Consider the following 25,811-nt stretch of genomic DNA (forward strand, 5'->3'; position numbering starts at 1 on the left):
ATGCGTTTTGAGGCGTCGCCACAGCAGAAAATGCGGCGCACGTTTGGAACGATCGTGCGCTTCAGACTTCCGTATCGATGAGCACGCTCTTGAAGCGCAGATTCGCTTCGTAAGCCTGCCGTCCGAGATCCTTGCCAATGCCAGAGCGCTTGTAGCCGCCCGTCGGAATCACGAAATCGCTGGTACGTCCATAGCGATTCACCCATACCGTGCCCGCTTCGATGCCGCGTACCATGCGCAACGCGCGACCGATGTCCGCGGTATGCACGCCCGCAGCAAGGCCGTAGTCCGGATGCGCTGCGAGTTCCAACGCTTCTTCTTCGGTGTCGAACGACTGCACGGTGAGCACCGGGCCGAAGATTTCATTGCGCACGGCGTCGCTCTCCTGCGTGACGTCGCACAGCAACGTTGGCGAATAGAACGCGCCGGGCGTCGCAGCATCGGCACGCTTTCCGCCGCAACGCAAGGTCGCGCCGTTCGCGATGCTGCGCTGAACGATCGCATCGATGCGCTGCGCCTGCGGCTCCGAAATGATCGGCGGCAAGGTGGTGCCCGCAGCCCAGGTCGCGCCCGCTTTCAGTTCGCCGAATGCTTGCGCGATGCGATCCGTCAGTTCTTCGGCGATGCCGCGCTGCACGAGCAGCCTCGATCCCGCGACGCACACTTGCCCCGCATTCCCCGTGATGGCGCCCGCGATGCGACGTGCGACCTCATCGATGCGCGGTGCGTCGGCGAACACGATCTGCGGGCTCTTGCCGCCCAGTTCCAGCGTGACCGGCTTCGTGCCGCTTTGCGCGCATGCGGCCATGATCGCGGCGCCGGTGTGCGTCGATCCGGTGAACGTCACTTTGCCGATGCGGGGATGACGCACGAGCGCATCGCCGGTGGTGCGGCCATCGCCCTGAACGACGTTGAAGATGCCCGGCGGCACGCCCGCTTCGAGCGCGAGCTCGGCGAGACGCAACGCGCTGAACGGCGTCATCTCCGAAGGCTTCAGCACGACCGCGTTGCCCGCCGCGAGCGCGGGCGCGGTCTTCCATATGCCCATCACGAGCGGAAAATTCCACGGAGCAATCGCGCCGATCACGCCATACGGCTCCGCGATCGTCATGCCGAGATGTCGATGATCCGTTGCCGCAACATCGCCGCCGATCTTGTCGGCAAGCTCCGCATAGAAGCGAATGCTCTCGGCGGTGAACGGCACGTCCCAGTTGTATGCGTCGCGCACCGGCCGCGTCGAGCCGATCGCTTCGAGCGGCGCGAGATTCGCAGCGTCGGCAGCGACGAGATCGGCGAACTTGCGCAGCACGCGTGCGCGCTCGCGTGGCGCGCGGCGGGCCCAGTCGCTCTTTTTGAACGCGCTGTAGGCGTTCTGCACGGCGTAGTCGATCATCGCGTCATCGGCGACGGGCACCGAGGCATACGCGACGCCATCCGACGGACGCGTTACCTCGATACGCGACGCGCCCGCATCGATCAGTTCGCCGCCGATGAAGTGCCCGCTTCTGATGACGATGCTGGCAGGATCGAACCGGTCCATATGCGTGAGTCCTCCTCGGCATGTTGCGTTGACATGACTCCATCGTAGGGCCAGCGCGCCGGCATATTTCGCCGACAAAATTGCCGATTCAGCACAGCGCGCGCGTTCTTGCCGCGATAACCTGCGGTTTTGCGTTGCACCACGCGGCGGAATCTCGGGCCGTGCGGGACAGGAAGATCGTCCTAGCCATGCGCGCTGCGCGGTGTCAAAGTCACGGTAAATGTCTTCAAACTGAGGAGGCCGCGTGCCTGACTCGAACAATAACGAAGTGGTCGAATACCGGGCTTTCACGCTCGACGACCTTCCTGCAGCGCACGCGTTGTCCGCGTCCGTGAAATGGCGGCATCGCGCGGACGATTGGCGTTTCGCGGCGCGTATCGGCAGCGGCTTAGCGGCGGTCGATCAGAACGGTGCGCTCGTCGGTACGGCGCTCGCGTTTCAGTTCGGCGCGGATGCGGCGACGCTCGGCATGTTCATCGTGTCGCCGGAACATCAGCGGCGCGGCATCGGGCGCGGACTGCTCGACCGCCTGCGTGCGAAGCTCGGTCCGCGCATGCTGCTGATCCACGCATCGAACGAAGGCAAGCCGCTTTGCGTGGAACGCGGCTTCGAAACCATCGACACCATTCATCAACATCAGGGCGCGGCCTTTCAGCCGCCGCTCGTTTCGCTGCCGCCGGGCGAACGGCTCCGTCCGATCGGCGCGAAGGATACGCCGCGTCTTGCCGCGCTGGCATCGCGCGCAAGCGGGCTGGATCGCACGGAACTCATGTCGCGATTGCTTGATGTCGCGAGCGGCATCGCACTCGATCGCGATGGCGAACTGATCGGCTTCGCACTCTTCCGACGTTTCGGCGATGGTCACGTGATCGGCCCGGTCGTCGCGCCCGAGTCGGCGGACCAGAGCCGCGCCAAAGCGCTGATCAGCTATTGGCTCGCGCTGAACGCGGGCATGTTCGTGCGCATCGATACGCCCTTGCGTTACGGCCTTTCCTCGTGGCTGGAAGGACTCGGCCTGCCGCTCGTCGATACCATCGAGCAGATGGCGCTCAACGGCAAGCCATCCACCGATGCGACGTTCACGCAATTTGCGCTGACGAGCCAGGCCGTGTGGTAATCGATCGTCACGCCTTCGCGAGCCACGCGAACTCCGCGAACCGATAGCCCATCACGCGTCCTGACGGCGTCCCCTTCAAGCCGCGCAAGTTCGAGCTTTGCGCGTCGATGAAGTTGATGAAGGCCGGAATCACGAGACTGTTCTTCTCGTAGACGATGGTCTGCATGTCGCCGTACATCTGCTTGCGCTTCGCTTCGTCGCGTTCGCGGCGCGCCTGTATCAACAGTTGATCGAACTGCTCGTTCTTCCAGCCGGACTCGTTCCAGTTCGCGTTCGAGCGAAAGAACTGCGTGTACAGCAGATCGAGCGTCGGGCGCGGCAGGATCGAGCCGTAGGTCATCGGATACTTCATCCAGTAGGTCGTCCAGTAACCATCGGCGGGCACGCGGCGCACGTTGATGTCGACGCCCGCCTGTTTCGCCGCCTGCTGGATCAGCATCGCGGAATCGAGCGCGGTCTCGACGGATGGCGGCGCGATGATCTCCGCACGCGCGCCCGGCGTGCCGGCCTTCTTGAAGTGGAACTGCGCCTTGTCCGGATCGAACGTGCGCTGAGGCAATCCCTTCATGAAGTATGGATGCCACTCGGGCACCGGATGATCGTTCGCGAGCGTGCCGTGTCCGCGCAACATCACGTTCACGATGCGCTGGCGATCATGCAGATACTTGATGCCTTCGTTGAAGTCCGCGCTCTTCGTCGGCAGCATGTCCTGCCGCAGCGCGAGATCGGAATAGAGTTGCGACGGACTTTCGAGCACGGTCACCTTGCCGGTCTGCTTCACGCGGTCGACATCGCGCGCGGGCAGTGGCGAGATGAGCTGCACATCGCCCGCGAGCAGCGCATTGGTGCGCGCTGCATCATCGCCGATGCCGATGATCTCCACCTCATCCAGATACGGACGCCCCGGCTTCCAGAAGTTCGCATTGCGCGCGCCGATGCAGCGTTGCGCCGGCGTGAACTCCTTGCATGTGAACGGTCCCGTGCCGTTGCCCTTCGAAAAATCGGTTGTGTTCGCGGCGACAATCACGAGATGCGGAATCGCGAGCAGCGCGGGAAGATCGACGTTCGGCTCGGTCAGCGTGATCTCGACTTTCAACGGTCCCGCCGCCTTCACCGAGCTGATGCCATCCGCTATCGATTTCGCTTTCGAGCCGGTCGCCGGGTCCTTGTGGCGCATCAACGAGAACACGACATCGTCGGATGTCAGCGGCTTGCCGTCGTGGAAATGCACGTTGGGCCGCAGTGTGACGGTCCATGTCGTGAAGTCGTCCGATTCGAGCTTCTCCGCGAGCGCGTTCTGCGTCTTGAAGTCGGCGTCGAGTTCGGTGAGGCCGCTATAGAACATGTACGCGCGAGCGTAATCGCCGGTATGCGTTCCCTTCGCGGGATCGAGCGAGTCCATCAGCGACTGATTCGCGAGCGCCACGCGGATGCGTCCGCCGCGTTGCGGCGCGGGCTCGTTCGCGGCGAATGCAAGCGACGATGCGCCCGGCAAGATCAGCGTCGCCGCACCCGCCGCGGCAAGCGTTTTGATCGCCTTGCGGCGGCTCGGATCGGCAACTACGAAGTCCTTCGGCAATGTCATGTGAGCCTCGCTCGTTCATTGTCGTTTCAACGGATGAGATGCAACCTGCCTTCACAGCGCCATGCAAAGCCGATAGGCGTCATAGATGGCCGTATGGATATCGCGCGACGCGCTGGCATCGCCGATGCGGTACAAGTGGAACTGTCCTTCCTCGCGTTCCCTCGCTTCGGGTTGCGGCTTGCCTGTCGCGAATGCTTCGAGATCGGTGTAGCCGTCATTGGCCGAATACATGCGCGCCGCTTCGAAGAGATCCTCGACCGCGAGCATGCCGCGCTCGACCACGACATGATCCGCTTCCATCTCGACGAGCTCGTTCGTCAGATGATGACGGAACACGGCGCGGCGCTTGCCGCCATCGGTCGCGCTCACTTCGATCAATTCGATGTTCGTGCGGACCGGCACATCCCAGCGCGCGATATTGCGCATCCAGACCTGATCGTCGCCGCGTCCGCCGGTTTCCTGCGCGGGCACGCTGTCGATGAGCGCGAGCGATACAGCAAGGCCCGCATCGACATAACGCTCGGCGCAGAGATACGCGTTATGCCGGCCCGTGCCGTCGTAGACGAGCACGCTGCCTTCGCGCGGCGGCGTTTCGGTGAGCGCATCGAAGACGGACTTGCAGAGCTCGCCGCCCGGCAACGCATCCAGATTCGGCAGGCCGCCCGTCGCGACGATGACCACATCCGCGCCATGATCGAGCACGTCGCTCAACTCGGCGTAGTGGTTGTAGCGCACATCGACAGCGAGCTTGTCGAGTTGCGCCACGCGCCAGTCGACGATGCCGATAAGATCGCGCCGCCAGCTTCCCGTCGCCGCGAGCAACATCTGTCCGCCCGCCTCCGAGTTCGCCTCGAGCACGGTGACGTCATGGCCGCGCGTCGCGCAGATGCGCGCGGCTTCGAGGCCCGCAGGTCCCGCGCCGACGATGAGCACGCGCTTCTTCTGCTCGGCCTCCGGTATGTCATGCGTGAGATACGTCTCGCGCGATGTCGCCGGGTTATGAATGCACGTCGCGCGAAAGTTGCGGCAGAACGATGCGCCGACGCACGGCCTCGCTTCATCCTCCTTGCCTGCTTCGACGAGCTTCACGAGATGCGGCTCCGCGATATGCGCGCGCGTCATGCCAACCATGTCGAGCAGACCTTCGCGTATCGCATAACGCGCCGTGGCGAGATCGGCGATCTTCGCTGCGTGGAAGACGGGCAGATCGACCGCGCGCTTGAACGCGGCCGCTTTGGGCAGCCACGGTGCAGACGGCACGAACATGCCCGGCATCGAGTTGACCGCGAGCGACATCTTCGTGTCCATGCGCCCGAACGTGACGTTGAAGAAATCGAACAGACCCGTGCTCTGCAGGATGCGCGACATCTCCAGCCCTTCCTCGAAGCTGCATCCGTCTTCGAGCGCGAAGCGAAAGCCGACGATGAAATCGTCGCCCACCTGCTTGCGTATTTCTTCGTGAACCTCGATTGCGAAGCGCACGCGATTCGCCGTCGAACCGCCGTATTTATCGGTGCGCAGGTTCACGGTCGGGTCCATGAACTGGCCGATGAGATGCCCGCCCGCATGCGTTTCGATGCCGTCCAGACCGCCATCGCGGCAGCGCTTCGCCGCAAGGCCGAAGTCGCGGATCACGCGTTTGATGTCGGCATCGTGGATAGCCTGCGGCATCGCCCGATGCAGCGTTTCGCGCACGGCCGATGGCGCGATCATCGGCAGCCACGGTTCCGTGTATGCATCGCCGCGCCGCCCGAGATGTGTGATCTGGCACATGAGCGCGGCGCCGTGCGTATGGACGCGATCGGAAAAGCGCCGCAGATGCGGCACCACGGCATCGGTCGAGACGTTGATCTGCTGGAACGTATTGGGACTGTCGAGACTGACGTTCGACGAGCCGCCGAACATCGTCAGCGCGATACCCCCTTTCGCCTTTTCCTCGTGATACCGTTGATAAACCTCCTGAGGGAATTCATCACGCGTGAGACGGCTCGCGTGACTCGTGCTCATCACACGGTTTCTGAGTACGAGATGCCTGAGGGCAAAGGGCTGAAGCAACGGGTCCGACGAAGCAGTGGTCATGGCCTGCGAGAAGAAGTAAGCGTCGGACTCAAGGTAAGGAGGTCAATATGCGCCGTCAAATTACAAATGGATGCACGCCCCTTAACATGGTGTTGTATGAGTCTGCGACTTCCGTCCCTTCAGGCACTGCTCGTCTTCGAAACATCCGCGCGGCTCTTGAGTTTCACCAAGGCGGCCGGCGAACTCAACGTGACGCCCGTCGCCGTGAGCCGCATGGTGGCGCGTCTCGAAGACGCGCTCGGCTTCAGGCTCTTCGATCGCACGAAGCTAGGACTTACCCTGACCGATCGCGGCGCAACATTGCAGCGCGCCGTTGCATCGGGTTTCGGGCAGATCGGCGATACCATCGATGAACTCAAGCGCGATCATGCGCAAGGCGAAATCGTCACGCTGTCGCTCGCGAGCGGCTTCGCCGCCTTGTGGCTCTTGCCGCGTTATGCGGGGTTTCGCCGCGCGTTTCCTTCCATCAATCTGCGCTTGCAAGTGATGGCCGGGCGGCTCTACGGACCGCTCGAAGATGCGGACCTCGGCATCCGGCTGCATGGTCCGGGTTCGGAGAAGGAACCGCTTCTTCTTTGTCCGGAGATCATCGTCCCTGTCTGTAGTCCGAACTATCGCGCCGAATTCGGGCCGCTCGATACGCCGGCGAGCATCGAAGGTCACGCCTATATTCATCTCGACGTGACCACGCTTTCCTGGGCGGATTTTCATCGTGCGACGGGGCTGTCCGACAAGGGCATCGGCGAAGCGGTGCATCACACCGATCCCGGACTCGCCGTGCAATGCGCGATGCTCGGACAAGGCGTCGTGCTCGGCTGGCTGCTCGCGATCGCGGCGCCGTTGAACGAGGGCAAGGTCATTCCCGCGTGGGACCGATACATCGAAACGGGCTGCAATTACGTGCTCGAACATCGCTCGTCGAATCCGTCGGAAAGCACGCGCGCGGTGGCGCAATGGCTCATCGACGAAATGAGGAAGGAACTTGACGATGCCCGTCGCGTGCTCGCGCCGCTGAAAGCGGTGCGCAAGCACCGCGCCGATCACGCAAGCACGGTTCGATCACCTTCCTGAGGGCGCGGACACCGAACGCTCGCGCTGCCAGCAGCGCAGGCCGAAAAACGGCACGACGCCATAAGCGTGATCGAGCATGTCCGATAGCAACGCCTCGTAGCGCTCCCAGCGAATCTCGTCGATGAACACGCAGATCTCCAGTGCCACGACCGCCGTCGTGGACTGGACGTGGCGAATCACGAGCGGCATGTCGCGACGCACGGCCGGGTGCGCGCGCAAATATCCGCTGAGATAGTGCCGATACAAACCGAGGTTCGTGCGGCGCTCGCCTTCGACGGTCACGAGCGGCTGTTCTATCGCTGCGTGCAATTGCGCGAGCAACGCGTCGTCGGGATAGCGGATCGTGTCCACGTCGAAGTGAATCGCATGCCGCAAGCGTCGCGCGCCCGACGCGACCATGCCGCGCCAGTTCTTCACGCTGTTCGTCAGCAGCAGTTGGCTCGGCAACATGACGACGGTGTTGTCGAAGTTGCGCACCTTGATCGTGTTCAAGGCAATATCGATGACGATGCCATCGGCTACATATCCGGGCACTTCGATCCAGTCGCCCACGCGCAGCATGTCGTACGCGGCGAGCTGGATGCTGGCGACGAAGCCGAGCAGCGAGTCGCGAAAAATGATGATGAGCAGCGCCGTGATCGCGGAGAGACCGGTGAGCAGATAAACGGGCGAACGCTCGAGCAGCAGCGAAACGACCGCGATCAGCGCGACGAGATACACGACGATCGTGGCGATCTGCAGAAAGCTCTTGATGGGCCGCTCGCTCGCCGAAGGAAAGTGGCTATAGCGCTCGTCGATGCTGTCGCGCAATGCAAGCGCCGCGCGCACCATCGTGTAGACCATGTAGCAGGCCGCGAGTATGGCGAGCGGCTTGCCGAGCGCCGGGATCACCGGAAACGTGAGCCCCGTGAGCAACGGCGCCGCGGCATAGACGATAGCGGCAGGCACGAGCGGCGCAAGCCGATGAAACACGCGATGTCGCTCCGCCGCGATCAGCCACTTGCGCCCTTCCTTGCGTGCGAGCCGGTTGACGATCACGAGCATGATCCAGCGCGTCAGGTAGTAGCAGATGACGCTCGCGAGGAAAATCGCCAGCAGCATGGCGATCACGAGAAGCGTCGCGATGAGCCAGCTATCGGTGGCGACGTTGACTTGCCAGTCGGGTCCCACTTCGAAACGCAAGCTGTTGCCGAACATGGACGCTCCCGTATGGGCGAACCGATGTGATTATTCAGGCGAATCCGACGAGACCGTTGCTTTGCCGAATATTGTAGTAGCGTCGCGACGATGCACGCGATGATCGAAGCCCTTCGCATTTCCCGATTTTCCCGCTACAATTCGGTCCCCTTGCCCAGGTGGCGGAATTGGTAGACGCACTATCTTGAGGGGGTAGCGCCGCGAGGCGTTCGGGTTCGAGTCCCGACCTGGGCACCAGTTGCATCCGCAACGACTTCTGTTTTCTTCTCTCTGCGCGTCGAACGCAGCTTGTGCGTTTCCGGCGGCGCAGTCAGGCCCGCGACGGCCGCTCCCGACTGAATCAAGAATTCCCTGAACGCATTCGCGACCTGAGGCAGGCGTCGCTCCGACATATGCACGACATGCCAAGCGCGCTCGATCGGCGTCGAAGGCACGGGAAGCGTCGCGAGCAAGCCCGCCTGCATTTCGAGCGCGCACGCGTGCAGCGAAAGAAACGCCACGCCGAGTCCCGCTTCGACGAGCTGCTTGATCGCTTCATTGCTCGATAACTCGGACGCGGCATGCAGCTTCAGACCCGCTTCCTTGAACAGCCCTTCGATCGCGACGCGCGTGCCCGAGCCGCGCTCCCTGACGAGCAGATTCGCCGATTCGAGATCGGTCAGACGCAGGCGCTTCGCGCGCATCAGCGGATGCGAAGGCGCGGCGACGAACGCCATCGGATGCTTCGCGAATGCGGCGACGCTCGTGCGCAGTTCGCGCGGCTGCCGTCCCATGATCGCGAGATCGATTTCATTCGTCGCGAGCATGCGGACGATGTCATCGCGATTGCCGATGCGAAACTGCAGCTTCACGCCGGGCCGCTCCTTCGTGAAGCGCACGAGCAGCGGCGGCACGAGATATTCCGCCGTCGTGATCGCACCGATGCGCAACGTGCCGCCCAGTTCGCCGCGCAACGCCGCCACTTCTTCGCCCGCTTCGTTCCAAAGGCTCAGGATTTCGTTCGCGTAACGCGCCATCACTTCGCCCGCAGCCGTGAGCTGCACTTCGCGGCCGACGCGGCGCAAAAGCGGCGTGCCCGCGGCTTCGCCGAGCAACGAGATTTGCAACGAGACCGCCGGCTGCGTGAGATGCAGTTCATCGGCGGCGCCCGAGATGCTGCCCACGCGCGCGACGGTCTGCAGCGTGCGCAACTGACGGAAGGTCGTGGTCTTTAACATTAGTGAAAACTTATGAGTCGGCGATAAATACTAAATAGCGCATATGTTTTCGGGACCTTATATTTTTCCCAACGAGGTCGTCAAGCATCCACACAGCACTTCCGGGAGAGCCATGATGTTGAATCCTTACGCGCAACGGCAGGTCGATTCGCCTCATCGCATCGTGATCGTCGGCGGCGGCGCCGCGGGGCTGGAACTCGCGACGCGTCTCGGCAATAGCGTCGGCAAGCGGCGGCGCGCCGAGGTGATCCTCATCGACCGCTTTCCGACGCACTTCTGGAAGCCGCTTCTGCATGAAGTGGCGTCGGGACAGATCGATGCATCGAGTCATCAGATCGATTACGCCGCGCACGCGAAGTGGAATCACTTTCGCTTCGAGCAGGGCGCGCTCGCGAACATCGATCGTGGACGCCGCGAGATCGTCATCGACGAGACGACCGATATCGACGGACGTCCGCTCCTGCCGAAGCGAACGCTCGCCTTCGATTCGCTCGTGCTCGCGCTCGGCAGCGTGACGAACTTCTTCTCGATTCCCGGCGCGGCGCAGCATGCGCTGACGCTCGAAACGGTGGAGCAGGCGGAAACGTTCCGGCGGCGCCTGTTGTCGAGCCTTCTGCGTTCGAGTCATGCGCGGCAGGCGACGCCCGGCGCGGCGCGCACGCCGGTTTCGGTGACGGTGATCGGCGGCGGCGCGACGGGCGTCGAACTGGCCGCCGCGCTGCGCGGATCGGCGGAAATGCTGCGCGAGTATCACCTCGCGTCGATCGACCCGGCCAGCGACATCCGCATTCGTCTGCTGGAAGGCGCGCCGCGCGTGCTGCCCGCGCTGCCCGAACGCATTTCGACGCGCGCTCAGGACGTGCTCGCCAAGCTCGGCGTGGAAGTGCGGCTGGGTTGCCGCGTGCGTTCGGTGGACGAGCACGCCGTATCGACCGCGGATGGCGAAACGCTCACAAGCGACATCACGATCTGGGCTGCGGGCGTGGAAGGCGCGCCGGTGTTGCGCAAGCTGGAAGGATTGCCGCTGAACCGGCTGGGACAGGTGATCGTCGATGCAACCTTGCAGGTCGAACCCGGCTCAGGCATCTACGCGATGGGCGACTGCGCCGCGTGCGCCGCAGCGAAAGGCGACGCGCTCGTGCCGCCGCGCGCGCAGGCCGCGTTTCAGCAGGCCGTCTATCTCGCCGATGCCCTCGCGCGCCGCCTCGACGAACGCGCCGTGCCGCTCTTCGCATACCGCGATCAGGGCACGCTCGTCTCCTTCGGACGCGCAGGCGCGGCGGGCGCGCTGATGAGCGAGTTGCTGCGCCGGCCGCTGTTCATCGACGGATGGTTCGCGGCGTCGTGCTACCGGCATCTGTATCGCCGGCACATCATGGGGCTGACGGGCGTCAAGCGGGCGCTGATGTACGCCGCGAGCCAATGGCTGCGCGAGCGCGTGCGGCCTACCGTGAAGCTGAACTGACGCCGATTCAGCGCATTGCGACGGCCGTGCCGGACTCGGCGCGGCCCGACACGAGGCATTGCGACCGGAACGCGTCGCGCTGGCTGCTCGCGGCGGCGTGGCTGAAGCCCTTGCTCAGGGCGTCGAATTCGATCTGCGCCGCGCTCTGCGCGCACGACGACGCGGCCAGGTCGCGTCCCTGCGCGTGGAGCATGGCGCGATCGGCGACGAGATACGCGACGAGCGCAAAGACGACGGCCTTGAATGTTTTCTTCATGCTTGTCTCCTTCCTTGCGTTCTAGGCTAAGGGCCACGCGGCTTCCGGCAAATCAGGGCAAGCCCGAAGCGAACGAACGATTCATCCACGTCGACGTGTCGCTGAGCGGGAATCGGTAAAAAAGTCAAGGCCGTTCGGCGCAATGAATTTGATACGCCGCAATGCACAAAAAACTATTCTTTTGAGTTATCCTCGTTAACCCTTAGGAATACGCCTAAGTCATTCGGGCTGCGCGCCGGATTCAAGCCTCCGCGCACTCGTCCTGCCTTACATTCCACTGTCAGCGCCTTCCCAGCGAGCACGTTTCTTCGCGTGCTGGCCGTGCTTTGCGCCCGATTTCGACCGAGCTATGCATCTGCCGTCAGTTCTCAGTTTTCTTATCTGGATTCCAGTGGTGTCGGGCATCTTCGTGCTGACGTTCAGCGCATCCGCGACGCTCTCGCGCGCCGTCGCCCTGTTCGGCGCGATTCTCAGCCTGTTGCCCGTCGTGCCGCTGCTCTCCCGCTTCGACGCGTCGTCCAGCGCGATGCAGTTCGTCGAGCGCGTCGAGTGGCTGCCGCAGTTCGGCATTTCGTACCATCTGGGCGTCGACGGCATTTCGCTGTGGTTCACGGTGCTGACGGCCGTCACCACGCTCATCATCTTCGTCGCGTCGTGGCGCTCGGTCACGAAGCAGGTCGCGCAATACTACGGCGCGTTCCTCGTGCTGTCGGGCTGCATGCAGGGCGTGTTCGCGTCGCTGGATGGCATGCTGTTCTTCGTGTTCTTCGAGGCTTCGCTGATTCCGCTGTATCTGCTGATCGGAACGTGGGGCGGCGAGCGGCGCGTGTACGCGGCGATTCGCTTCTTCTTTTTCTCGCTGCTCGGCTCGCTTGCAATGCTGGCCGCGCTCGTTTATCTGTGGACGCAGGCGCATACCTTCGATATCGACGCATGGCGCAACCTGAAGCTCGGCTTCACGCCGCAGATCGTCGTCTTCGTCTGCTTCCTCGCGGCCTTTTCGGTCAAGGTGCCGATGTGGCCGGTCCACACCTGGCTGCCCGACGTGAACTCGGAAGGCCCGACGGGCGCGGCGGTGCTGCTCGGCATGCTGAAGATCGGCGGCTACGGCATGTTGCGCTACGTGTTGCCGATCGTGCCCGACGCATCGCACTTCTTCGCCCCGGCGATGATCGCGCTGTCGCTCGTCGCGGTGATCTACGGCAGCCTCGTCGCGCTCGCGCAGACGGACATGCGCAAGCTGCTTGCCTACTCGGCAGTCGCGCACATGGGTCTCGTGACGCTCGGCCTCTTTACCTTCGACCGCCTCGGCACCGAAGGCGCGGTCGTGCAGATGCTGTCGTACGGCATCGTGTCCGGCGCGATGCTGCTGTGCACCGGCGTGCTCGTCGAGCGCACGAAAAATGGCTCGATCGATGCCTACGGCGGCGTCGCCAACACGATGCCCCGCTTCGCGGTCTGCGCGATGCTGTTCGCGATGGCCAATGTCGGCCTGCCGGGCACCTCGGGTTTCGTCGGCGAGTTTCTAGTGTTGATGGGCGCGATCCGCCTGAACTTCTGGATCGGCGCGGCTGCGGCCACGTCGCTGATCCTGAGCGCGGCCTATACGCTGTGGATGGTCAAGCGTGTGATTTTCGGCGCGGTGAAGAACGAGCGCGTCGCCGGTCTGCGCGATCTCGGCAAGCGCGAACTCGTGCTGTTCGGCGCGATGGCCGTGCTGGTGCTGGGTATCGGCGTGCATCCGAAGACCTTCACGGACGCGATGGGCCCGTCCGTCGAAAGACTGCTCGCGGCGGCGCAAGGCTCGACGCTGCCCGACGACGGCAGCGCGCCGTCCTACAACGCGCGCCGCGAAGCGGTTTCGGAGCGCACGCCGGGCTGAGTTCCGGCAAAGATGGAACTACGCCGCTAACATTTCGAGTGTTCGCGGACACACGCCGCGGCGCCGCTCTATACTGAGCGGCGCCGCGTTCGTTTTTGCATCGCCTGATCCATCCGAAATTCGCCATTGCATTCGTTCGATATGCAGTCAATGGAGGCCTGGACATGAAGAAGAACTCCGCAGCCATCTGGATTCTCGGCGCGATGGTCATCGGCATAGTGGTTGGCTACATGATCTTCACGAGCTTTCCCGACAAGAAGACCGCCACGGAGATCGCCGGCTACATCTCCCTCGTGTCCGACGTGTTCCTGCGCCTCATCAAGATGCTGATCGGGCCGCTCGTGTTCTCCACACTGGTCGTCGGCATCGCGCACATGGGCGACGCCGCCTCGGTCGGACGCGTGTTCGCCAAGGCGCTCGGCTGGTTCCTCACCGCGTCGCTCATTTCGCTGCTGCTCGGCCTCGTGATGTCGAACTTGCTCAAGCCCGGCGATAACCTCGGCTTGCCGCTTCCCGACATCGGCGCATCGGCGAATCTCGCGACGTCGAAGTTCACGCTCAAGGACTTCGTCAGTCACATGGTGCCGCGCTCGTTTGCCGAAGCGATGACCAACAACGAGATCCTGCAGATCGTCGTGTTCTCGATGTTCTTCGGCGTCGCGCTCGCCGCGCTCGGCGAACGCGGCAAGATCCTGCTCGCCGCGATCGATCAGCTGTCGCACGTCATGCTCAAGATCACCGGCTACGTGATGAAGCTCGCGCCGCTCGCCGTGCTCGCCGCGATGGCCGCGACCGTCGCGGTCAACGGGCTGACGATCCTTCTGAAGTTCGCGGTCTTCATGGCCGACTTCTATATCAGCCTCTTTCTGCTGTGGGGCCTGCTCGTGCTCGCGGGCTTCCTGTTCCTGCGGCGGCGCGTGTTCAAGCTGCTGTCGCTCATCAAGGAAGCGTTCATGCTTTCGTTCGCGACCGCGAGCTCGGAGGCCGCGTATCCGAAGATCCTCGACGCGCTCGATCGTTTCGGCGTGAAGCGCAAGATCTCCAGCTTCGTGATGCCGATGGGCTACTCGTTCAACCTCGACGGCTCGATGATGTATTGCACGTTCGCGACGCTCTTCATCGCGCAGGCGTACGGCATTCATCTGCCGATCAGCACGCAGATCACGATGCTGCTGATCCTCATGCTGACATCGAAAGGCATGGCCGGCGTGCCGCGCGCGTCGCTGGTCGTCATCGCGGCCACGCTTAATCACTTCAACATTCCCGAGGCGGGACTGCTGCTGATTCTCGGCGTCGATACCTTCCTCGACATGGGGCGCTCGGCGACCAACGCCGTCGGCAATTCGATCGCGAGCGCGGTCGTCGCGAAGTGGGAAGGCGAGCTGCTGACGGAATCGGAGGCGGCGAAGAATGCGGCGCGCATCGAGGCCGAACAGGACGCGTCGCTCGCGCATCCCGCGCAGGTCTGACGGAGGCGAGCCATGAAGACGCAGCGCTTCTGGTCGGCGCTGGCTGCGGCCAGCCTGATCGCGATCGCTCCGAACGCGCGCGCGGCCGACGACGTGCAGACACCGCCGCCCGACAACGACGCCTACGCGCCCGCGACGCTGACCGGCACGCTCGCCAAGGCGCGCGACACGGGCACGATCGCGATCGGCTATCGCGATGCCTCGGTGCCGTTCTCGTATCTGAACGCGCGCAAGGAGCCGATCGGCTATTCGATCGAACTCTGCAAGTCGATCGTCGCCGCGATCGGCAATGCGGTGCACAAGAACCTGAACATCCGGTGGGTGCCCGTGACGCCGGAGAATCGCATCGAAGCGGTCGTCGATGGCCGTGTCGATCTCGAATGCGGCTCGACCACGAGCAACGTCGAGCGGCAGAAACGCGTGGCCTTTTCGCCGATCTTCTTCGTGGCCGGCACCAAGGTGATGGTCAGGAAAGGGTCGCCGATCCGCTCGTTTCGCGATCTCGCGGGCAAGAAGGTCGCGGTGACGGCAGGCACGACGAACGAGAAGGCGCTGCGCGATCTCGACCGGAAGTTCGCGCTCGGCCTGCAGTTGCAGATCGTGCCGGATCACGCGGAAGGCTTCGCGCGCGTTGCGAACGGCGAGGCCGATGCCTTCGCCACCGACGACGTGCTGCTCTACGGCCTCATCGCGGAGAACGCGGCGAAGGGCGGCGCGTATCAGGTGATCGGCGATTATTTGTCGTATGACCCGTACGGCATCATGTATCGCAGGGACGATCCCCAGCTTGCGCAAGTCGTGAAGGATACGTTCCAGAACCTCGCCGCCGATGGCGAAATCGAGCGTCAATACAAGCGCTGGTTCCTGCAACGTCTGCCGTCGGGAAAAAGCCTCGACATGCCGATGAGCGCGCAACTCGAAAGCATCATCGAGTCGATGGCGGGCGGCGAGGCGCAGTAGCGCGCGGGCGTCCTTACTCGTCGACGAGCTGGCGCACGCGCGCGGCCAGCGTTTCGATCGCGAACGGCTTGGTCAGCACTTGCATGCCGGGCTCCAGGCGTCCATTGCCGATCACCGAATTCTCCGCATAGCCGGTGATGAAGAGCACTTTCAGATCGGGACGCGCCTCGCGCGCCGCATCGGCCATCTGGCGTCCGTTCATGCCGCCGGGCAAGCCGACATCGCTGATGAGCAGATCGATCCGCACATTCGACTGCAACAGCTTGAGGCCCGCGATGCTGTCGGCGGCTTCGATCACCGCGTAGCCGGCCTCTTCCAGCACATCGACGATAAGCATGCGAACGCTCGGTTCATCGTCGACGACGAGCACGGTTTCTCCCGACTCCGCGCCGGAGATCGGCGATGCGGATTGATCGGCGGCATCGTCATCGACACCGCCATAGAAGCGCGGCAGATAGATGCAGACCGTCGTGCCCTGCCCGACTTCGGAATAGATCCGAACCTGGCCGCCCGATTGCTTCGCGAAGCCGTAGATCATCGATAGACCGAGGCCCGTGCCCATGCCGATCGGCTTGGTCGTGAAGAACGGATCGAACGCATTCGCGATGACATCGGGCGTCATGCCGGTGCCGGTATCCGTCACGCACAGCGACAGGAACTGGCCTTCGGGCATGTCGTGGCTTTGGGCCGCGCGGTGGTCGATCCACTTGTTGGCCGTTTCGATGGTGATGCGCCCGCCATCGGGCATCGCGTCTCGTGCATTGATGCACAGGTTGAGCAGCGCGTTTTCCAGTTGTCCCGAATCGACGAGCGCGGGCCACAGGCCCGTCGCGCCGACAGACTCCACCTTGATGCCCGGGCCGACCGTGCGCTGGATCAGTTCGGTCATGCCGTTGACGAGCGCGTTGACGTCCGTGGGACGCGGATCGAGCGTTTGCCGCCGCGAAAACGCCAGCAGCCGATGCGTCAGCGCCGCCGCGCGCCGCACTGCGCCTTGCGCCGCGACGACGTATTTGTCGACCTCCGCGATCCGTCCTTGGCTCAGCCGAATGCCGAGCAACTGCAGCGAGCCCGACACGCCCGCCAGCAGATTGTTGAAGTCGTGCGCGAGGCCGCCCGTCAACTGACCGACCGCTTCCATCTTCTGCGCCTGACGGAGTTGTTCTTCCGCGCGCATCAATTCCGCCGTGCGCTCGGCGACGCGCTGCTCCAGCGTTTCGTTGAACGCGCGCAGCGACGCGATCGCGCGATCGCGTTCTTCCTCCGCTTTCTTGCGCGCGGAGATGTCGCGAAAGAGGATCGACACTTGCCGCAGGCTGGGCGGTTCGACGCGCGACGCCGACACCTCGATATGCCGCCCCGCCGACAGAAAGTAGCGCTCGAAACGCGCGGTCGCGCCGGTGCGCAGAACGTCGCCGTAGATTTCGACCCAGCCGTCGGCATCGGTCGGATCGATCTCGCGCAAGGTCTTGCCGACGATGTCGCGAATGCCCGAGTGCCGCTCGTATCCCGGATTGGCTTCGACGTGCAGATAATCGCTGAGCGGTCCGTGCGGGCCATCGATGAATTCGATGATGCAAAAGCCGTCATCGATCGCGTTGAAGAGCGTGTGGTAGCGCGCCAGCGTGGCGAGGCGGCGGGCTTCGGGATCGGGCGTTTGGGTCATCGGAAGGGTTCGGGTCGGTCGCGTCGTGGGCGGGCGGCCCGCGCGGCGTCGAGAGCTTACGGCAAAACAAGCATTTTGCGTGCACGCACATGCCCGGCCGTTGCGCGACGAACTTTCGTCCACCGTCTCAGACGAAACTTGCCTGCATGATGCGGTTGCGCCCGCGCGCTTTCGCATCGTAGAGCGCCTCGTCGGCCGCGCGAATGAGCGCGCTTACGTCGTCGTCGCGTTCCGGCCGCCAGCTCGCGAGACCGATGCTCGCCGTGACGCGGCCGAACTCGCTGCCCGCGTGCTCGATCGACAGATCGCTGATGGCCGCGCGAATCTTCTCGGCGATTTTCGCGGCGCCGTCGGCGGGCGTGTCGGGCAATACGACGACGAACTCCTCGCCGCCGTAGCGCGCGGCGGTATCGACGGGCCGCCGTATGTTGTCGCCGATGCAGCGTGCGACGGCCGCGAGCGCGTCGTCGCCGGCCTGATGGCCGTAGGCATCGTTGAAGGCCTTGAAGCGGTCGATATCGACGAACAGCAGCGAAAAGAGACTGCGCGTGCGGCGCGCCCTGCGCCATTCCTGATCGAGAATCTCGCCCAGCGTGCGGCGATTGTGCAGCCCGGTGAGTCCATCGGTGCGCGCGAGCAACTGTAGCTCCGACTCCGCGCGCATGCGCCGCCTGAATTGCGCGGCGAGCACGAACGACAACGCGATGAATCCGATAGCGAGCACGCCCATCGACGAGCCGATGATGATCGCGCGCCGCCGCCATGCCGCGTAGATGTCCTCTTCTCCTTCGGCCACCATGATGATGAGCGGCAGATTCGGGAAGTTGCGGAAGTAGTAGAGGCGGCGCCTCCCGTCGATCGACGATGTTTCGCTGAAGCTGCCCTGCTCCGCCGCCCGAAATTTCTTGAAGGTATCGGCCTGGCTGATGTCGCGGCCGATCACGCGCGGATCGAACGGCTGACGCATGATCATCAGGCCGTCGTGATTGATGAGCGACACCGCGCCGTGCGGCCCGAGCGAAAGCCCCGCGAAAAGATTGCGGAAGTATTCGAGGTTGATGGCGAGCATCGCGACGCCCGCGAAGGACCCGTCGGGACGCGAGAGTCTGCGGCTCAACGCGATGCTGGGCGCGCCGCCGCGCAATCGCGACGCATACGGGCCGCTGATGTAAAGCCCGGCGTCTGGCCGGTCGCGTTGGACCGTGAAATAGCCGCGATCCGCGAAATCGCCCGGCCGGGGCACGAGGCTGCCCGAATCGATGATGATCTTGCCGTTCTCGTCGAGCACGAGGATCGACCCGAGATCGCGCGCTGTGGCCGCCCGGTCGAACAGCACGTCGTTGCGCAGGCGGGGCGGAAGGCTCATTACGTCGTCGCGTTCGACGCCTTCGACGACCGCTTGCAGCGACAGTTCGTAGAGTTCGAAATTGCGCTCGATGTCGCGCTCGGCGAGCAACGCGAGATTGCGGGACGTGTCGCGCGCGCGATCGAGCGCATCGACCCGGCCCTGATACAGGACCAGCGCGCAAAGCGCCACCATGAGAAGCGCGATGAGCGTGCCGCACAGCACGATGACGTTCGGCGTCGAGCTTCGCGCGCGTGCCGGGGCGGGTGCGTTGAGACTCGGGTTGTAGATATTTTCGGTTGCCACTATCTGGAGGTCCGGGAACCTGGCTCGCGAGTTTATCTGTTGCTCTGCATGGTCCTTGGGTTGCGAGCTAGGGCGTCATTGTCTCCTATTTGTATGATCCCGGCTTGAAGTAGTGAAGCTCCAGCGAAGCGCCCCCCGCCCCAGCGCGATATACCGCGCGAGATGATGATCCTCATCGCCCAATTGATGATCGATCATCACGAGCCGCTTCGCGTAATGAGCAAGCGGCAGCTCCCACGTCATGCCGATGCCGCCATGCATCTGAATGGACTCTTCCGCGACGAGCGTGCCGATGCGCCCGACCGAATGCTTCGCCGCCGACAACGCTCGCTCGCGCGCAACACCCGATGCGCCGACCGCCGCCGCCGCATTGATCGCAGCGGAACGCGCCTGCTCGATCTCGAGCAGCACATCGGCCATGCGATGCTGCAACGCCTGAAACGCGCCGATCGGCACGCCGAACTGCCTACGCGTGCGCAAATATTCGAGCGTGTGCTCCTTCGCGACATCCATCGCGCCGACCGCTTCCGACACGAGCGCGACGAGACCATATCCGATCGCATGCGTGAGCGTCGCGTAGGCATCGCCTTCATTGCCGACGAGCGCATTGGCATCGAGCGTCACATTTTCGAGCGATACTTCCGCCACGCGTCCGCCATCGATCTTGCGGTAGCCGCGCATCTTCACGCCCTGCACATCGCGCGGCACGATAAAGAGCGAAATGCCCGCTTCGTCGTACTCGTTGCCCGACGTGCGCGCCGACACGAGCAGCACGTCCGCATGTTCGCCCTGCTGCACGACGCCCTTCGCGCCGTTGAGCATCCATCCATCGCCATGCCGGGTCGCGCGCGTGTTCACGCGTGCAAGCTCGTAGTGCGAGCCGGGTTCGTCATGCGCGAATGCTGCGATCGCCGTCCCGTCGATCATGCTCGCAACGATCTCGCGCTGCCGCTCATCGCCCGCGAAAGCAAGTGCGCGCCCGACGATCAACGTATCGAGAAACGGTTCGACGACGAGCCCGCGACCGAGCGCTTCGAACACGACGGACACATCGAACCCGTCGCCACCGAAGCCGCCGATCGATTCATCGAAGAACGCGCCGACGATGCCAAGCTCGCAAAACCGTCGCCACATATCGCGGCTGAAGCCCTCTTGCGAACGCGCGATCCTGTCGCGCACATCGAAGCCATATTGCTCGGCGATGAAGCGGTTCAGCGAATCCGCGAGCATCCGCCGGTCTTCCGTGTGCTGGAAATTCATCGTGCGCGTCCTTTAAAGACCGAGGATCATCTTCGAGATGATGTTCTTCTGTATTTCGTTTGAGCCGCCGAAGATCGACAGCTTGCGATTGTTGAAGTACTCCGACGCCGCATCCAATGTTTCGGCATCCTTGTCATCTTCGAATGCTTCGTCTATCAACGGCTGCGCGTACGGACCCATCGCGCGACGCATCAGCGAAGAGATTTCCTGGCGAATCTCCGTGCCGCGAATCTTCAGCATCGAGCTTTCCGCGCCTGGCGCGCCGCCGCCCCCGACCGCCGCGATCACGCGCAGGTTCGTCGTCTTCATGTTCTCCAGATCGATCTCGACACGCGCGAGACGCGCGGCGAACAAAGGATCGTCGATGAGCGCGCGGCCGTTGCATTGCACCTTGCCCGCAACAGCCTTCAGCCGGCTCAGCGCGGCCACTGAAAAGCCCACGCCCGCGATGTTCGTGCGCTCGTAGGTCAGCAGATACTTCGCATACGTCCAGCCCTTGTTCTCCTCTCCGACGAGATTCGCAACGGGCACGCGCACGTCCGTGAAGAACACTTCGTTGACTTCGTGCTCGCCGTCGAGCGTGATGATCGGACGCACGTCGACGCCCGGCGTATTCATGTCGATGAGCAGAAAGCTGATGCCTTCCTGCTTGCGCGCATCCTGCGACGTCCGTACGAGACAGAAGATCATGTTCGCGAAGTGCGCGAGCGTGGTCCACGTCTTTTGTCCGTTGACGATGTAATACTCGCTGCCGTTCTCCATCGTGCGAACGGCTGTCGTACGCACCGATGCGAGATCGGAACCCGCGCCCGGCTCCGAATAGCCCTGACACCACCAGTCCGAGCCATCGAGAATACGCGGCAGCCAGTGACGCTTCTGCGCCTCGCTCCCGTATTTGATGAGCACCGGCCCGAGCATGTTCACACCGAAAGGCACGATGCGCGGCGCGCCCGCAATCGCACATTCGTTCTCGAAGATGAACTTCTGCACCGCGGTCCAGCCCGGGCCGCCATACTCCTTCGGCCAGTGATTCGCGAGCCAGCCCTTCGCGTTGAGCGTGGCGTGCCATTGCGCCATGTCGTCGCGCGTCAGGCGCTCGCCCGTGCGCGCCTTCTGCGCAACATGCTCTGGCAGCGATGTGCGCAGAAACGCTAGGACTTCGGCGCGAAAGGCTTCTTCGTCTGCGTTGAATGTCAGGTCCATGACTGCGATTCCATGAGTGATTGAAAGGCCACGCGTCAGGCCGTCTGATTCAGGCTCGCGAAATTCCTCCCGCGCGCCACGAGATCGACGATCAACGGCGACGCGCGCCAGAAGAGCGGATCTTCCTGCGCGAATGCGCGGATATCTGCGAGCACGTTGTCGAGACCCACGGTATCGGCATAATGCATCGGGCCACCGCGATAGCGCGGGAAACCGAAGCCGTGCATCAACGTGGCATCGACATCGAGCGGACGTTGCGCAATGCCTTCGTGCACGATATTCGCGCCCTCGTTGATCATCGCGGCCAGGTAGCGGCGCACGATCTGCTCATCGGTGAATGGTCGCGGCTTGACGCCCGCACGCTCGCGCTCGGCATCGATGATCGACTCGACTTCCGCATCCGGCGTGCCCGTGCGCGCACCGTCTCCGTAACGATAGAAACCGCGTCCCGTTTTCTGGCCGAACCAGCCGCGCTCGCACAGTTCATCGCCGATACGCACGTAACGCGCGTTCGAATCGCGCGTCGCGGCGCGGCGCTTTCTCGCGGCCCAGCCGATATCGCCGCCAGCCAGATCGATGACCTGATACGGTCCCATCGGAAAGCCGAAGTCGCGCACGGCCCGATCGATCTGATACGGCGACGCGCCGTCTTCCATCAGATGATCCGCCGCCGCGCGATACACCGCGAGCATGCGATTGCCGATGAATCCATCGCACACGCCCGCACGCACCGCCACCTTTTTCAGCTTCTTCGCGAGTTCGAAACCGGTCGCAACGACATCGGCGCTCACGCGCGCGGGCACGACCACTTCGAGCAGCTTCATGATGTTCGCGGGCGAAAAGAAGTGCAGCCCGAGCACGTCCTGCGGACGCGAGATGCTCGCCGCGATCTCGTCGATGTCGAGATACGACGTGTTCGTCGCGAGCACCGCGCCCGGCTTGCACACGCGATCGAGTTGCGCGAACACGGCCTTCTTCGCGGCCATGTCCTCGAACACGGCTTCGATGACGAGATCGGCATCGGCGAGCGCGTCGTATTTCGTTTCGCCGTGAAAGCGTTGCAGCGCGCGCGTTTTCGATTCGTGCGTCAGGCGGCCCTTCGCGATCAGCGCGTCGTACACCTTCTCGACATGCGCGCTTCCGCGTTCGAGCGAGGCTTCGTCGCGCTCGATCATCGTCACCGCGAGACCCGCGTCGAGCAGCGCGACGGCGATGCCCGCACCCATCGTGCCGCCGCCAATCACACCGATGCGATCGAGCGCGCGCGGCTGTGCGTCGCGCGTTTCGGGCGACTTCTGAGTTTCGCGTTCGACGAAGAACGCATGCACGAGACCCGCGCGTTGCGGGCTCTCGCGGCATTCGAGGAATTGCTCGCGTTCGAAGCGCAAGCCTTCGTCGAAGGGCAGATTCAACGCCGCTTCCACGCAATCGACGATCTTCATCGGCGACAGCAATCCGCGCGACTTCTTCTGCGTCTCGGCGCGCGCGGCGGCGATCGCTGCCACGCTCGCTTCCTTGTCCGCGAGTCCGCGCGCGTTCTTCGTGCGGCGCGGCGCGGCCTTCGTCGCGATGAGTTCGTGCGCGAAAGCAAGGCCTTCGGCGAACACGTCGTCGCTCTGGCCGACGCGGTCGACGAGACCCAGACGCAGCGCTTCCTCCGCGCCGATGTGACGGCCACTCAACATCATCGACAACGCGGCCTGTGCGCCGATCAGACGCGCCGAGCGCTGCGTGCCGCCCGCGCCCGGCAAGAGTCCCAGTTGCACTTCGGGCAGGCCGAGCTTCGCGCCGGCGACCGCGATCCGGTAATGCGACGCCAGCGCGACTTCGAGTCCGCCGCCAAGCGCCGCGCCGTGTATCGCCGCGACGACGGGCTTCGCGCAACGCTCGATGCGGTTGCACACCTCCGGCAACGACGGCGGCACGGCGGGCTTGCCGAACTCGCGAATGTCCGCGCCCGCGATGAAGTTCCGGCCTGCGCCGACGATCAGCACCGCGCGCACGGAGGCATCTGCATCGGCGGCTTCGATTGCATCGATGAGACCGCGCCGCACGGCAGCGTTGAGTGCGTTGACGGGCGCATGATCGATCGTCACGACAAGGACGCTGCCGCGCAATTCGTGTTGAACGGCGGATACGGTTTCAGGCGCGCTCGAAAGCGTCATGGATGAAGTCTCCTGGGTCGATGTTCCTGTTTTACGTGGAAGCATTCTCGCGGGGACAGGCATCCTTGACAATCACAGGCTCGATTGACAGACTGTCAAATCTCTTTTGACAATCGAACCATACCGTGGACGTCAACGAACTGACGCTGCTGGTCGAAATCCTCGATGCGGGCAATCTGAGCGAAGCGGCGCGCCGCCTCAAGATGACGCGCGCGAATGTCAGCTATCACCTGAATCAGCTCGAAAAGTCCGTCGGCCTGCAGCTCGTGCGGCGAACCACGCGACGCGTCGAGCCGACCGAGCTCGGCCTCAAGCTCTATGAGCACGGCCGTTCGATCCGCAACGCGCTTTTCGCGGCGCAGGAATCGGTATCGACGCTCGGGCAAGGATTGCAGGGGCGCGTGAGGTTATCGGTGCCGAGCGGTTATGGACAGCTCGTGATGTCGGAATGGCTGATTGCGTTCAAGCGCGAGTACCCGGATATCGTGCTCGACGTGATGTTCGAAAACCGCGTCGAAGACCTGCTGCGCGACGAAGTCGATATCGCCGTGCGCGTGATGCCCGAGCCGCCGCCGAGTCTCGTTGCGCGCGACATGGGGCCGGTGCGGTACGTCGCGTGTGCATCGTCCGCGTATGCCGAAACGCACGGCATGCCCACGCGGCTCGAGCAACTGGGCGTCGTGCCGGTGATCACCGCGACGGTCGTCGGCAAGCAGACGCGCGTCGCCGCCTATCTCGACGATGAACGTCACGAAGTGCTCCTCGAACCGAGCCTCATCTCCGAGAACTTCCTGTTTTTGCGCGATGCGATCCTCGCGGGTCTCGGCGTCGGCATCGTGCCGGATTACGTCGTGTCGGAAGACATGCGGCGCGGCGCGATCGTCACCGCGCTCGACGAATGGCGGCTCAGCATCTTCGGCACGCACATGTACATGCTCTACATGCCGAACCGGCATCACACGCGCGCGACGCTGGCGTTCATCGAGTTCATGCTCGACCGCGCGCGAATGGCGGGGCGCGGGCGTCATTGAAGCATCTGCGTCACGCCTTGCGGACGCGCTCCGCAAAGCCTATCGCCACCGACATCAACGCAATGCCCGTCATCTGCGCGCCGCTCAAACGCTGATCGAAAACCAGCCAGTCGATGACGATGGCCACCGCCGGATAGATGAACTGAAGCACGGCGACGCGCGCGGTGTCGAGCCGCGCCATGCCGATATACATCAGTGTGTACGCAAAGCCCGTGTGAATCAGCCCGAGGCCCGCGAGCCACGCCCACGACATGCCCCATGCGGGCCACCCGTGCTGCATCGGCCAGAACCATAACGACAGCGTGCCGATGGCGCACTGCCACCACGCGAGCACGCCCGCAGGCAGATCGCGCAGCCGTCGCGCGGTGATCGTCACGCCCGCCATGCACAGCGAACCGGCCAGGCATGCGGCCACGCCCGTCCAGTACGCGGGCTGCAAAGAGCCGTCCGACGCGTGCCCGGCGACGCCCGTCGCGAGCACGAGTCCGCACATCGCGACTGCCACGGCCATGACGCGCTGCCTGCCGATCGTCTCTTTGAGCCACAACGATGCGAATAGCAGCACCCACATCGGCTGCACATGAAACAGAACGATGGCGACGCCCGCCGATATGCGCTCGACCGCGCTGAAGAAGAGCGCCCAGCTCGACACCATCAGCAGGCTCGCCGCGAGCACCCAAAGAACGTTGCTGCGCGTGAGGCGCAGAAAGCGGGTCTGTCCGCGCGAGATGAGCCACGCGCTCATGCCCAGAAGCCCGAAAGCGCAGCGAAACCATGTCGCGGTCAGCGGATCGGCATTCGCTTCGTGCAGGAAAACACCGATCGTGCCGAGCAGCGCGCAGCCGACGATAAAGGGCAACGCGCCTGCCGCAGATCGTGCTTCACTGCGCGCGGTTGTACGGGAAGAGGATGACGCGTTCGTGTTCATGCCCCAAGTGTGTGCCGCGATCGATAGAACGAAAAGCGCATAATTCGAAGATCATCCATTCGATTTTCG

The 25,811-nt window shown here is 63.7% G+C and carries 18 protein-coding genes, 1 tRNA gene and 1 pseudogene; 8 read left to right on the top strand and 12 right to left on the bottom strand.

The features are described 5' to 3' along the window. Positions 1-61 precede the first annotated feature (61 nt). Positions 62-1,540: an aldehyde dehydrogenase family protein gene (locus NCT05_RS28315; protein WP_250503719.1), complete on the bottom strand. Its 1,479-nt coding sequence runs from the start codon at positions 1,538-1,540 to the stop codon at positions 62-64. 244 nt (positions 1,541-1,784) lie between these two features. On the opposite strand from NCT05_RS28315, the gene NCT05_RS28320 reads away from it, so the two are divergent. Continuing rightward, positions 1,785-2,657: a GNAT family N-acetyltransferase gene (locus tag NCT05_RS28320; protein WP_250503720.1), complete on the top strand. Its 873-nt coding sequence runs from the start codon at positions 1,785-1,787 to the stop codon at positions 2,655-2,657. Between the two features lie 7 nt (positions 2,658-2,664). On the opposite strand, the gene NCT05_RS28325 is transcribed toward NCT05_RS28320, so the two are convergent. Next, on the bottom strand, positions 2,665-4,242 hold the full coding sequence (locus NCT05_RS28325; protein WP_008347001.1) for an ABC transporter substrate-binding protein: 1,578 nt from the start codon (positions 4,240-4,242) through the stop codon (positions 2,665-2,667). A 51-nt stretch (positions 4,243-4,293) separates the two neighbouring features. After that, a complete protein-coding gene (locus NCT05_RS28330) occupies positions 4,294-6,321 on the bottom strand; it encodes an oxidoreductase (RefSeq protein ID WP_502801803.1) in 2,028 nt (675 codons plus the stop codon). 96 nt (positions 6,322-6,417) lie between these two features. Between NCT05_RS28330 and NCT05_RS28335 the strand changes: the two genes are divergently transcribed. Continuing rightward, positions 6,418-7,392 carry a LysR family transcriptional regulator gene (locus tag NCT05_RS28335; RefSeq protein ID WP_250479276.1) on the top strand — a complete coding sequence of 325 codons (975 nt, stop codon included), beginning with the start codon at positions 6,418-6,420 and terminating at the stop codon, positions 7,390-7,392. Here the strand turns inward: NCT05_RS28335 and NCT05_RS28340 are convergent. After that, on the bottom strand, positions 7,381-8,589 hold the full coding sequence (locus NCT05_RS28340; protein ID WP_034470218.1) for a mechanosensitive ion channel family protein: 1,209 nt from the start codon (positions 8,587-8,589) through the stop codon (positions 7,381-7,383). The two genes, NCT05_RS28335 and NCT05_RS28340, sit on opposite strands and share 12 nt — an antisense overlap. A gap of 152 nt (positions 8,590-8,741) precedes the next feature. On the opposite strand from NCT05_RS28340, the gene NCT05_RS28345 reads away from it, so the two are divergent. Beyond that, positions 8,742-8,826: transfer RNA gene (locus tag NCT05_RS28345), tRNA-Leu, on the top strand. A 50-nt stretch (positions 8,827-8,876) separates the two neighbouring features. Here the strand turns inward: NCT05_RS28345 and NCT05_RS28350 are convergent. Continuing rightward, positions 8,877-9,806: pseudogene (locus NCT05_RS28350) on the bottom strand (LysR family transcriptional regulator); the annotation flags it as partial. A 112-nt stretch (positions 9,807-9,918) separates the two neighbouring features. On the opposite strand from NCT05_RS28350, the gene NCT05_RS28355 reads away from it, so the two are divergent. Then, positions 9,919-11,271, top strand: a complete 1,353-nt coding sequence (locus tag NCT05_RS28355) for an NAD(P)/FAD-dependent oxidoreductase (protein ID WP_250503722.1) — start codon at positions 9,919-9,921, stop codon at positions 11,269-11,271. A gap of 7 nt (positions 11,272-11,278) precedes the next feature. Here the strand turns inward: NCT05_RS28355 and NCT05_RS28360 are convergent, their stop codons facing one another. After that, positions 11,279-11,527 (bottom strand): adhesin, encoded by a 249-nt coding sequence (locus NCT05_RS28360; protein WP_175981421.1) that lies wholly within the window; start codon positions 11,525-11,527, stop codon positions 11,279-11,281. Positions 11,528-11,876: 349 nt separating this feature from the next. On the opposite strand from NCT05_RS28360, the gene NCT05_RS28365 reads away from it, so the two are divergent. The 3 genes from NCT05_RS28365 to NCT05_RS28375 all read left to right on the top strand — a co-directional run bounded on the left by NCT05_RS28365 (position 11,877) and on the right by NCT05_RS28375 (position 15,838). Continuing rightward, entirely contained in the window at positions 11,877-13,409 is a 1,533-nt protein-coding gene (locus NCT05_RS28365) for a complex I subunit 4 family protein (protein WP_250503723.1), read from the top strand. Between the two features lie 164 nt (positions 13,410-13,573). Next, the gene (locus NCT05_RS28370) at positions 13,574-14,878 is read left to right on the top strand and encodes a dicarboxylate/amino acid:cation symporter (RefSeq protein WP_008347015.1); all 1,305 of its coding nucleotides are present in this window, start codon (positions 13,574-13,576) and stop codon (positions 14,876-14,878) included. Positions 14,879-14,890: 12 nt separating this feature from the next. Then, positions 14,891-15,838, top strand: a complete 948-nt coding sequence (locus NCT05_RS28375; protein WP_008347016.1) for an amino acid ABC transporter substrate-binding protein — start codon at positions 14,891-14,893, stop codon at positions 15,836-15,838. 13 nt (positions 15,839-15,851) lie between these two features. On the opposite strand, the gene NCT05_RS28380 is transcribed toward NCT05_RS28375, so the two are convergent. The 5 genes from NCT05_RS28380 to NCT05_RS28400 form a co-directional block, all read right to left on the bottom strand. After that, entirely contained in the window at positions 15,852-17,504 is a 1,653-nt protein-coding gene (locus NCT05_RS28380) for an ATP-binding protein (RefSeq protein ID WP_008347018.1), read from the bottom strand. A 127-nt stretch (positions 17,505-17,631) separates the two neighbouring features. Next, positions 17,632-19,155, bottom strand: a complete 1,524-nt coding sequence (locus NCT05_RS28385) for a sensor domain-containing diguanylate cyclase (protein WP_051996395.1) — start codon at positions 19,153-19,155, stop codon at positions 17,632-17,634. A gap of 75 nt (positions 19,156-19,230) precedes the next feature. Then, positions 19,231-20,415, bottom strand: coding sequence for an acyl-CoA dehydrogenase family protein (locus NCT05_RS28390; RefSeq protein WP_250503724.1), 1,185 nt, complete (start codon positions 20,413-20,415; stop codon positions 19,231-19,233). Between the two features lie 12 nt (positions 20,416-20,427). Next, on the bottom strand, positions 20,428-21,618 hold the full coding sequence (locus NCT05_RS28395) for an acyl-CoA dehydrogenase family protein (protein ID WP_250503725.1): 1,191 nt from the start codon (positions 21,616-21,618) through the stop codon (positions 20,428-20,430). Between the two features lie 35 nt (positions 21,619-21,653). Continuing rightward, a complete protein-coding gene (locus NCT05_RS28400) occupies positions 21,654-23,783 on the bottom strand; it encodes a 3-hydroxyacyl-CoA dehydrogenase NAD-binding domain-containing protein (protein WP_250503726.1) in 2,130 nt (709 codons plus the stop codon). 125 nt (positions 23,784-23,908) lie between these two features. Between NCT05_RS28400 and NCT05_RS28405 the strand changes: the two genes are divergently transcribed. Beyond that, entirely contained in the window at positions 23,909-24,814 is a 906-nt protein-coding gene (locus NCT05_RS28405; RefSeq protein WP_175981409.1) for a LysR family transcriptional regulator, read from the top strand. 10 nt (positions 24,815-24,824) lie between these two features. Here NCT05_RS28405 and NCT05_RS28410 read toward each other — a convergent pair whose 3' ends face one another. Continuing rightward, positions 24,825-25,673, bottom strand: coding sequence for a DMT family transporter (locus tag NCT05_RS28410; RefSeq protein WP_250503727.1), 849 nt, complete (start codon positions 25,671-25,673; stop codon positions 24,825-24,827). Positions 25,674-25,811: the final 138 nt, after the last annotated feature.

The sequence above is a fragment of the Caballeronia sp. AZ7_KS35 genome (genome assembly GCF_023631045.1).
Classification (GTDB): Bacteria; Pseudomonadota; Gammaproteobacteria; order Burkholderiales; family Burkholderiaceae; genus Caballeronia; species Caballeronia zhejiangensis.

Coding starts and splice junctions, on each gene's coding strand:
- NCT05_RS28315 (WP_250503719.1), bottom strand. CDS start 1,540: ATGGACCGGTTCGATCCTGCCAGCATCGTCATCAGAAGCGGGCACTTC.
- NCT05_RS28355 (WP_250503722.1), top strand. CDS start 9,919: ATGATGTTGAATCCTTACGCGCAACGGCAGGTCGATTCGCCTCATCGC.
- NCT05_RS28400 (WP_250503726.1), bottom strand. CDS start 23,783: ATGACGCTTTCGAGCGCGCCTGAAACCGTATCCGCCGTTCAACACGAA.
- NCT05_RS28370 (WP_008347015.1), top strand. CDS start 13,574: ATGAAGAAGAACTCCGCAGCCATCTGGATTCTCGGCGCGATGGTCATC.
- NCT05_RS28340 (WP_034470218.1), bottom strand. CDS start 8,589: ATGTTCGGCAACAGCTTGCGTTTCGAAGTGGGACCCGACTGGCAAGTC.
- NCT05_RS28325 (WP_008347001.1), bottom strand. CDS start 4,242: ATGACATTGCCGAAGGACTTCGTAGTTGCCGATCCGAGCCGCCGCAAG.
- NCT05_RS28375 (WP_008347016.1), top strand. CDS start 14,891: ATGAAGACGCAGCGCTTCTGGTCGGCGCTGGCTGCGGCCAGCCTGATC.
- NCT05_RS28360 (WP_175981421.1), bottom strand. CDS start 11,527: ATGAAGAAAACATTCAAGGCCGTCGTCTTTGCGCTCGTCGCGTATCTC.
- NCT05_RS28395 (WP_250503725.1), bottom strand. CDS start 21,618: ATGGACCTGACATTCAACGCAGACGAAGAAGCCTTTCGCGCCGAAGTC.
- NCT05_RS28335 (WP_250479276.1), top strand. CDS start 6,418: ATGAGTCTGCGACTTCCGTCCCTTCAGGCACTGCTCGTCTTCGAAACA.
- NCT05_RS28380 (WP_008347018.1), bottom strand. CDS start 17,504: ATGACCCAAACGCCCGATCCCGAAGCCCGCCGCCTCGCCACGCTGGCG.
- NCT05_RS28330 (WP_502801803.1), bottom strand. CDS start 6,321: ATGACCACTGCTTCGTCGGACCCGTTGCTTCAGCCCTTTGCCCTCAGG.
- NCT05_RS28365 (WP_250503723.1), top strand. CDS start 11,877: ATGCATCTGCCGTCAGTTCTCAGTTTTCTTATCTGGATTCCAGTGGTG.
- NCT05_RS28390 (WP_250503724.1), bottom strand. CDS start 20,415: ATGAATTTCCAGCACACGGAAGACCGGCGGATGCTCGCGGATTCGCTG.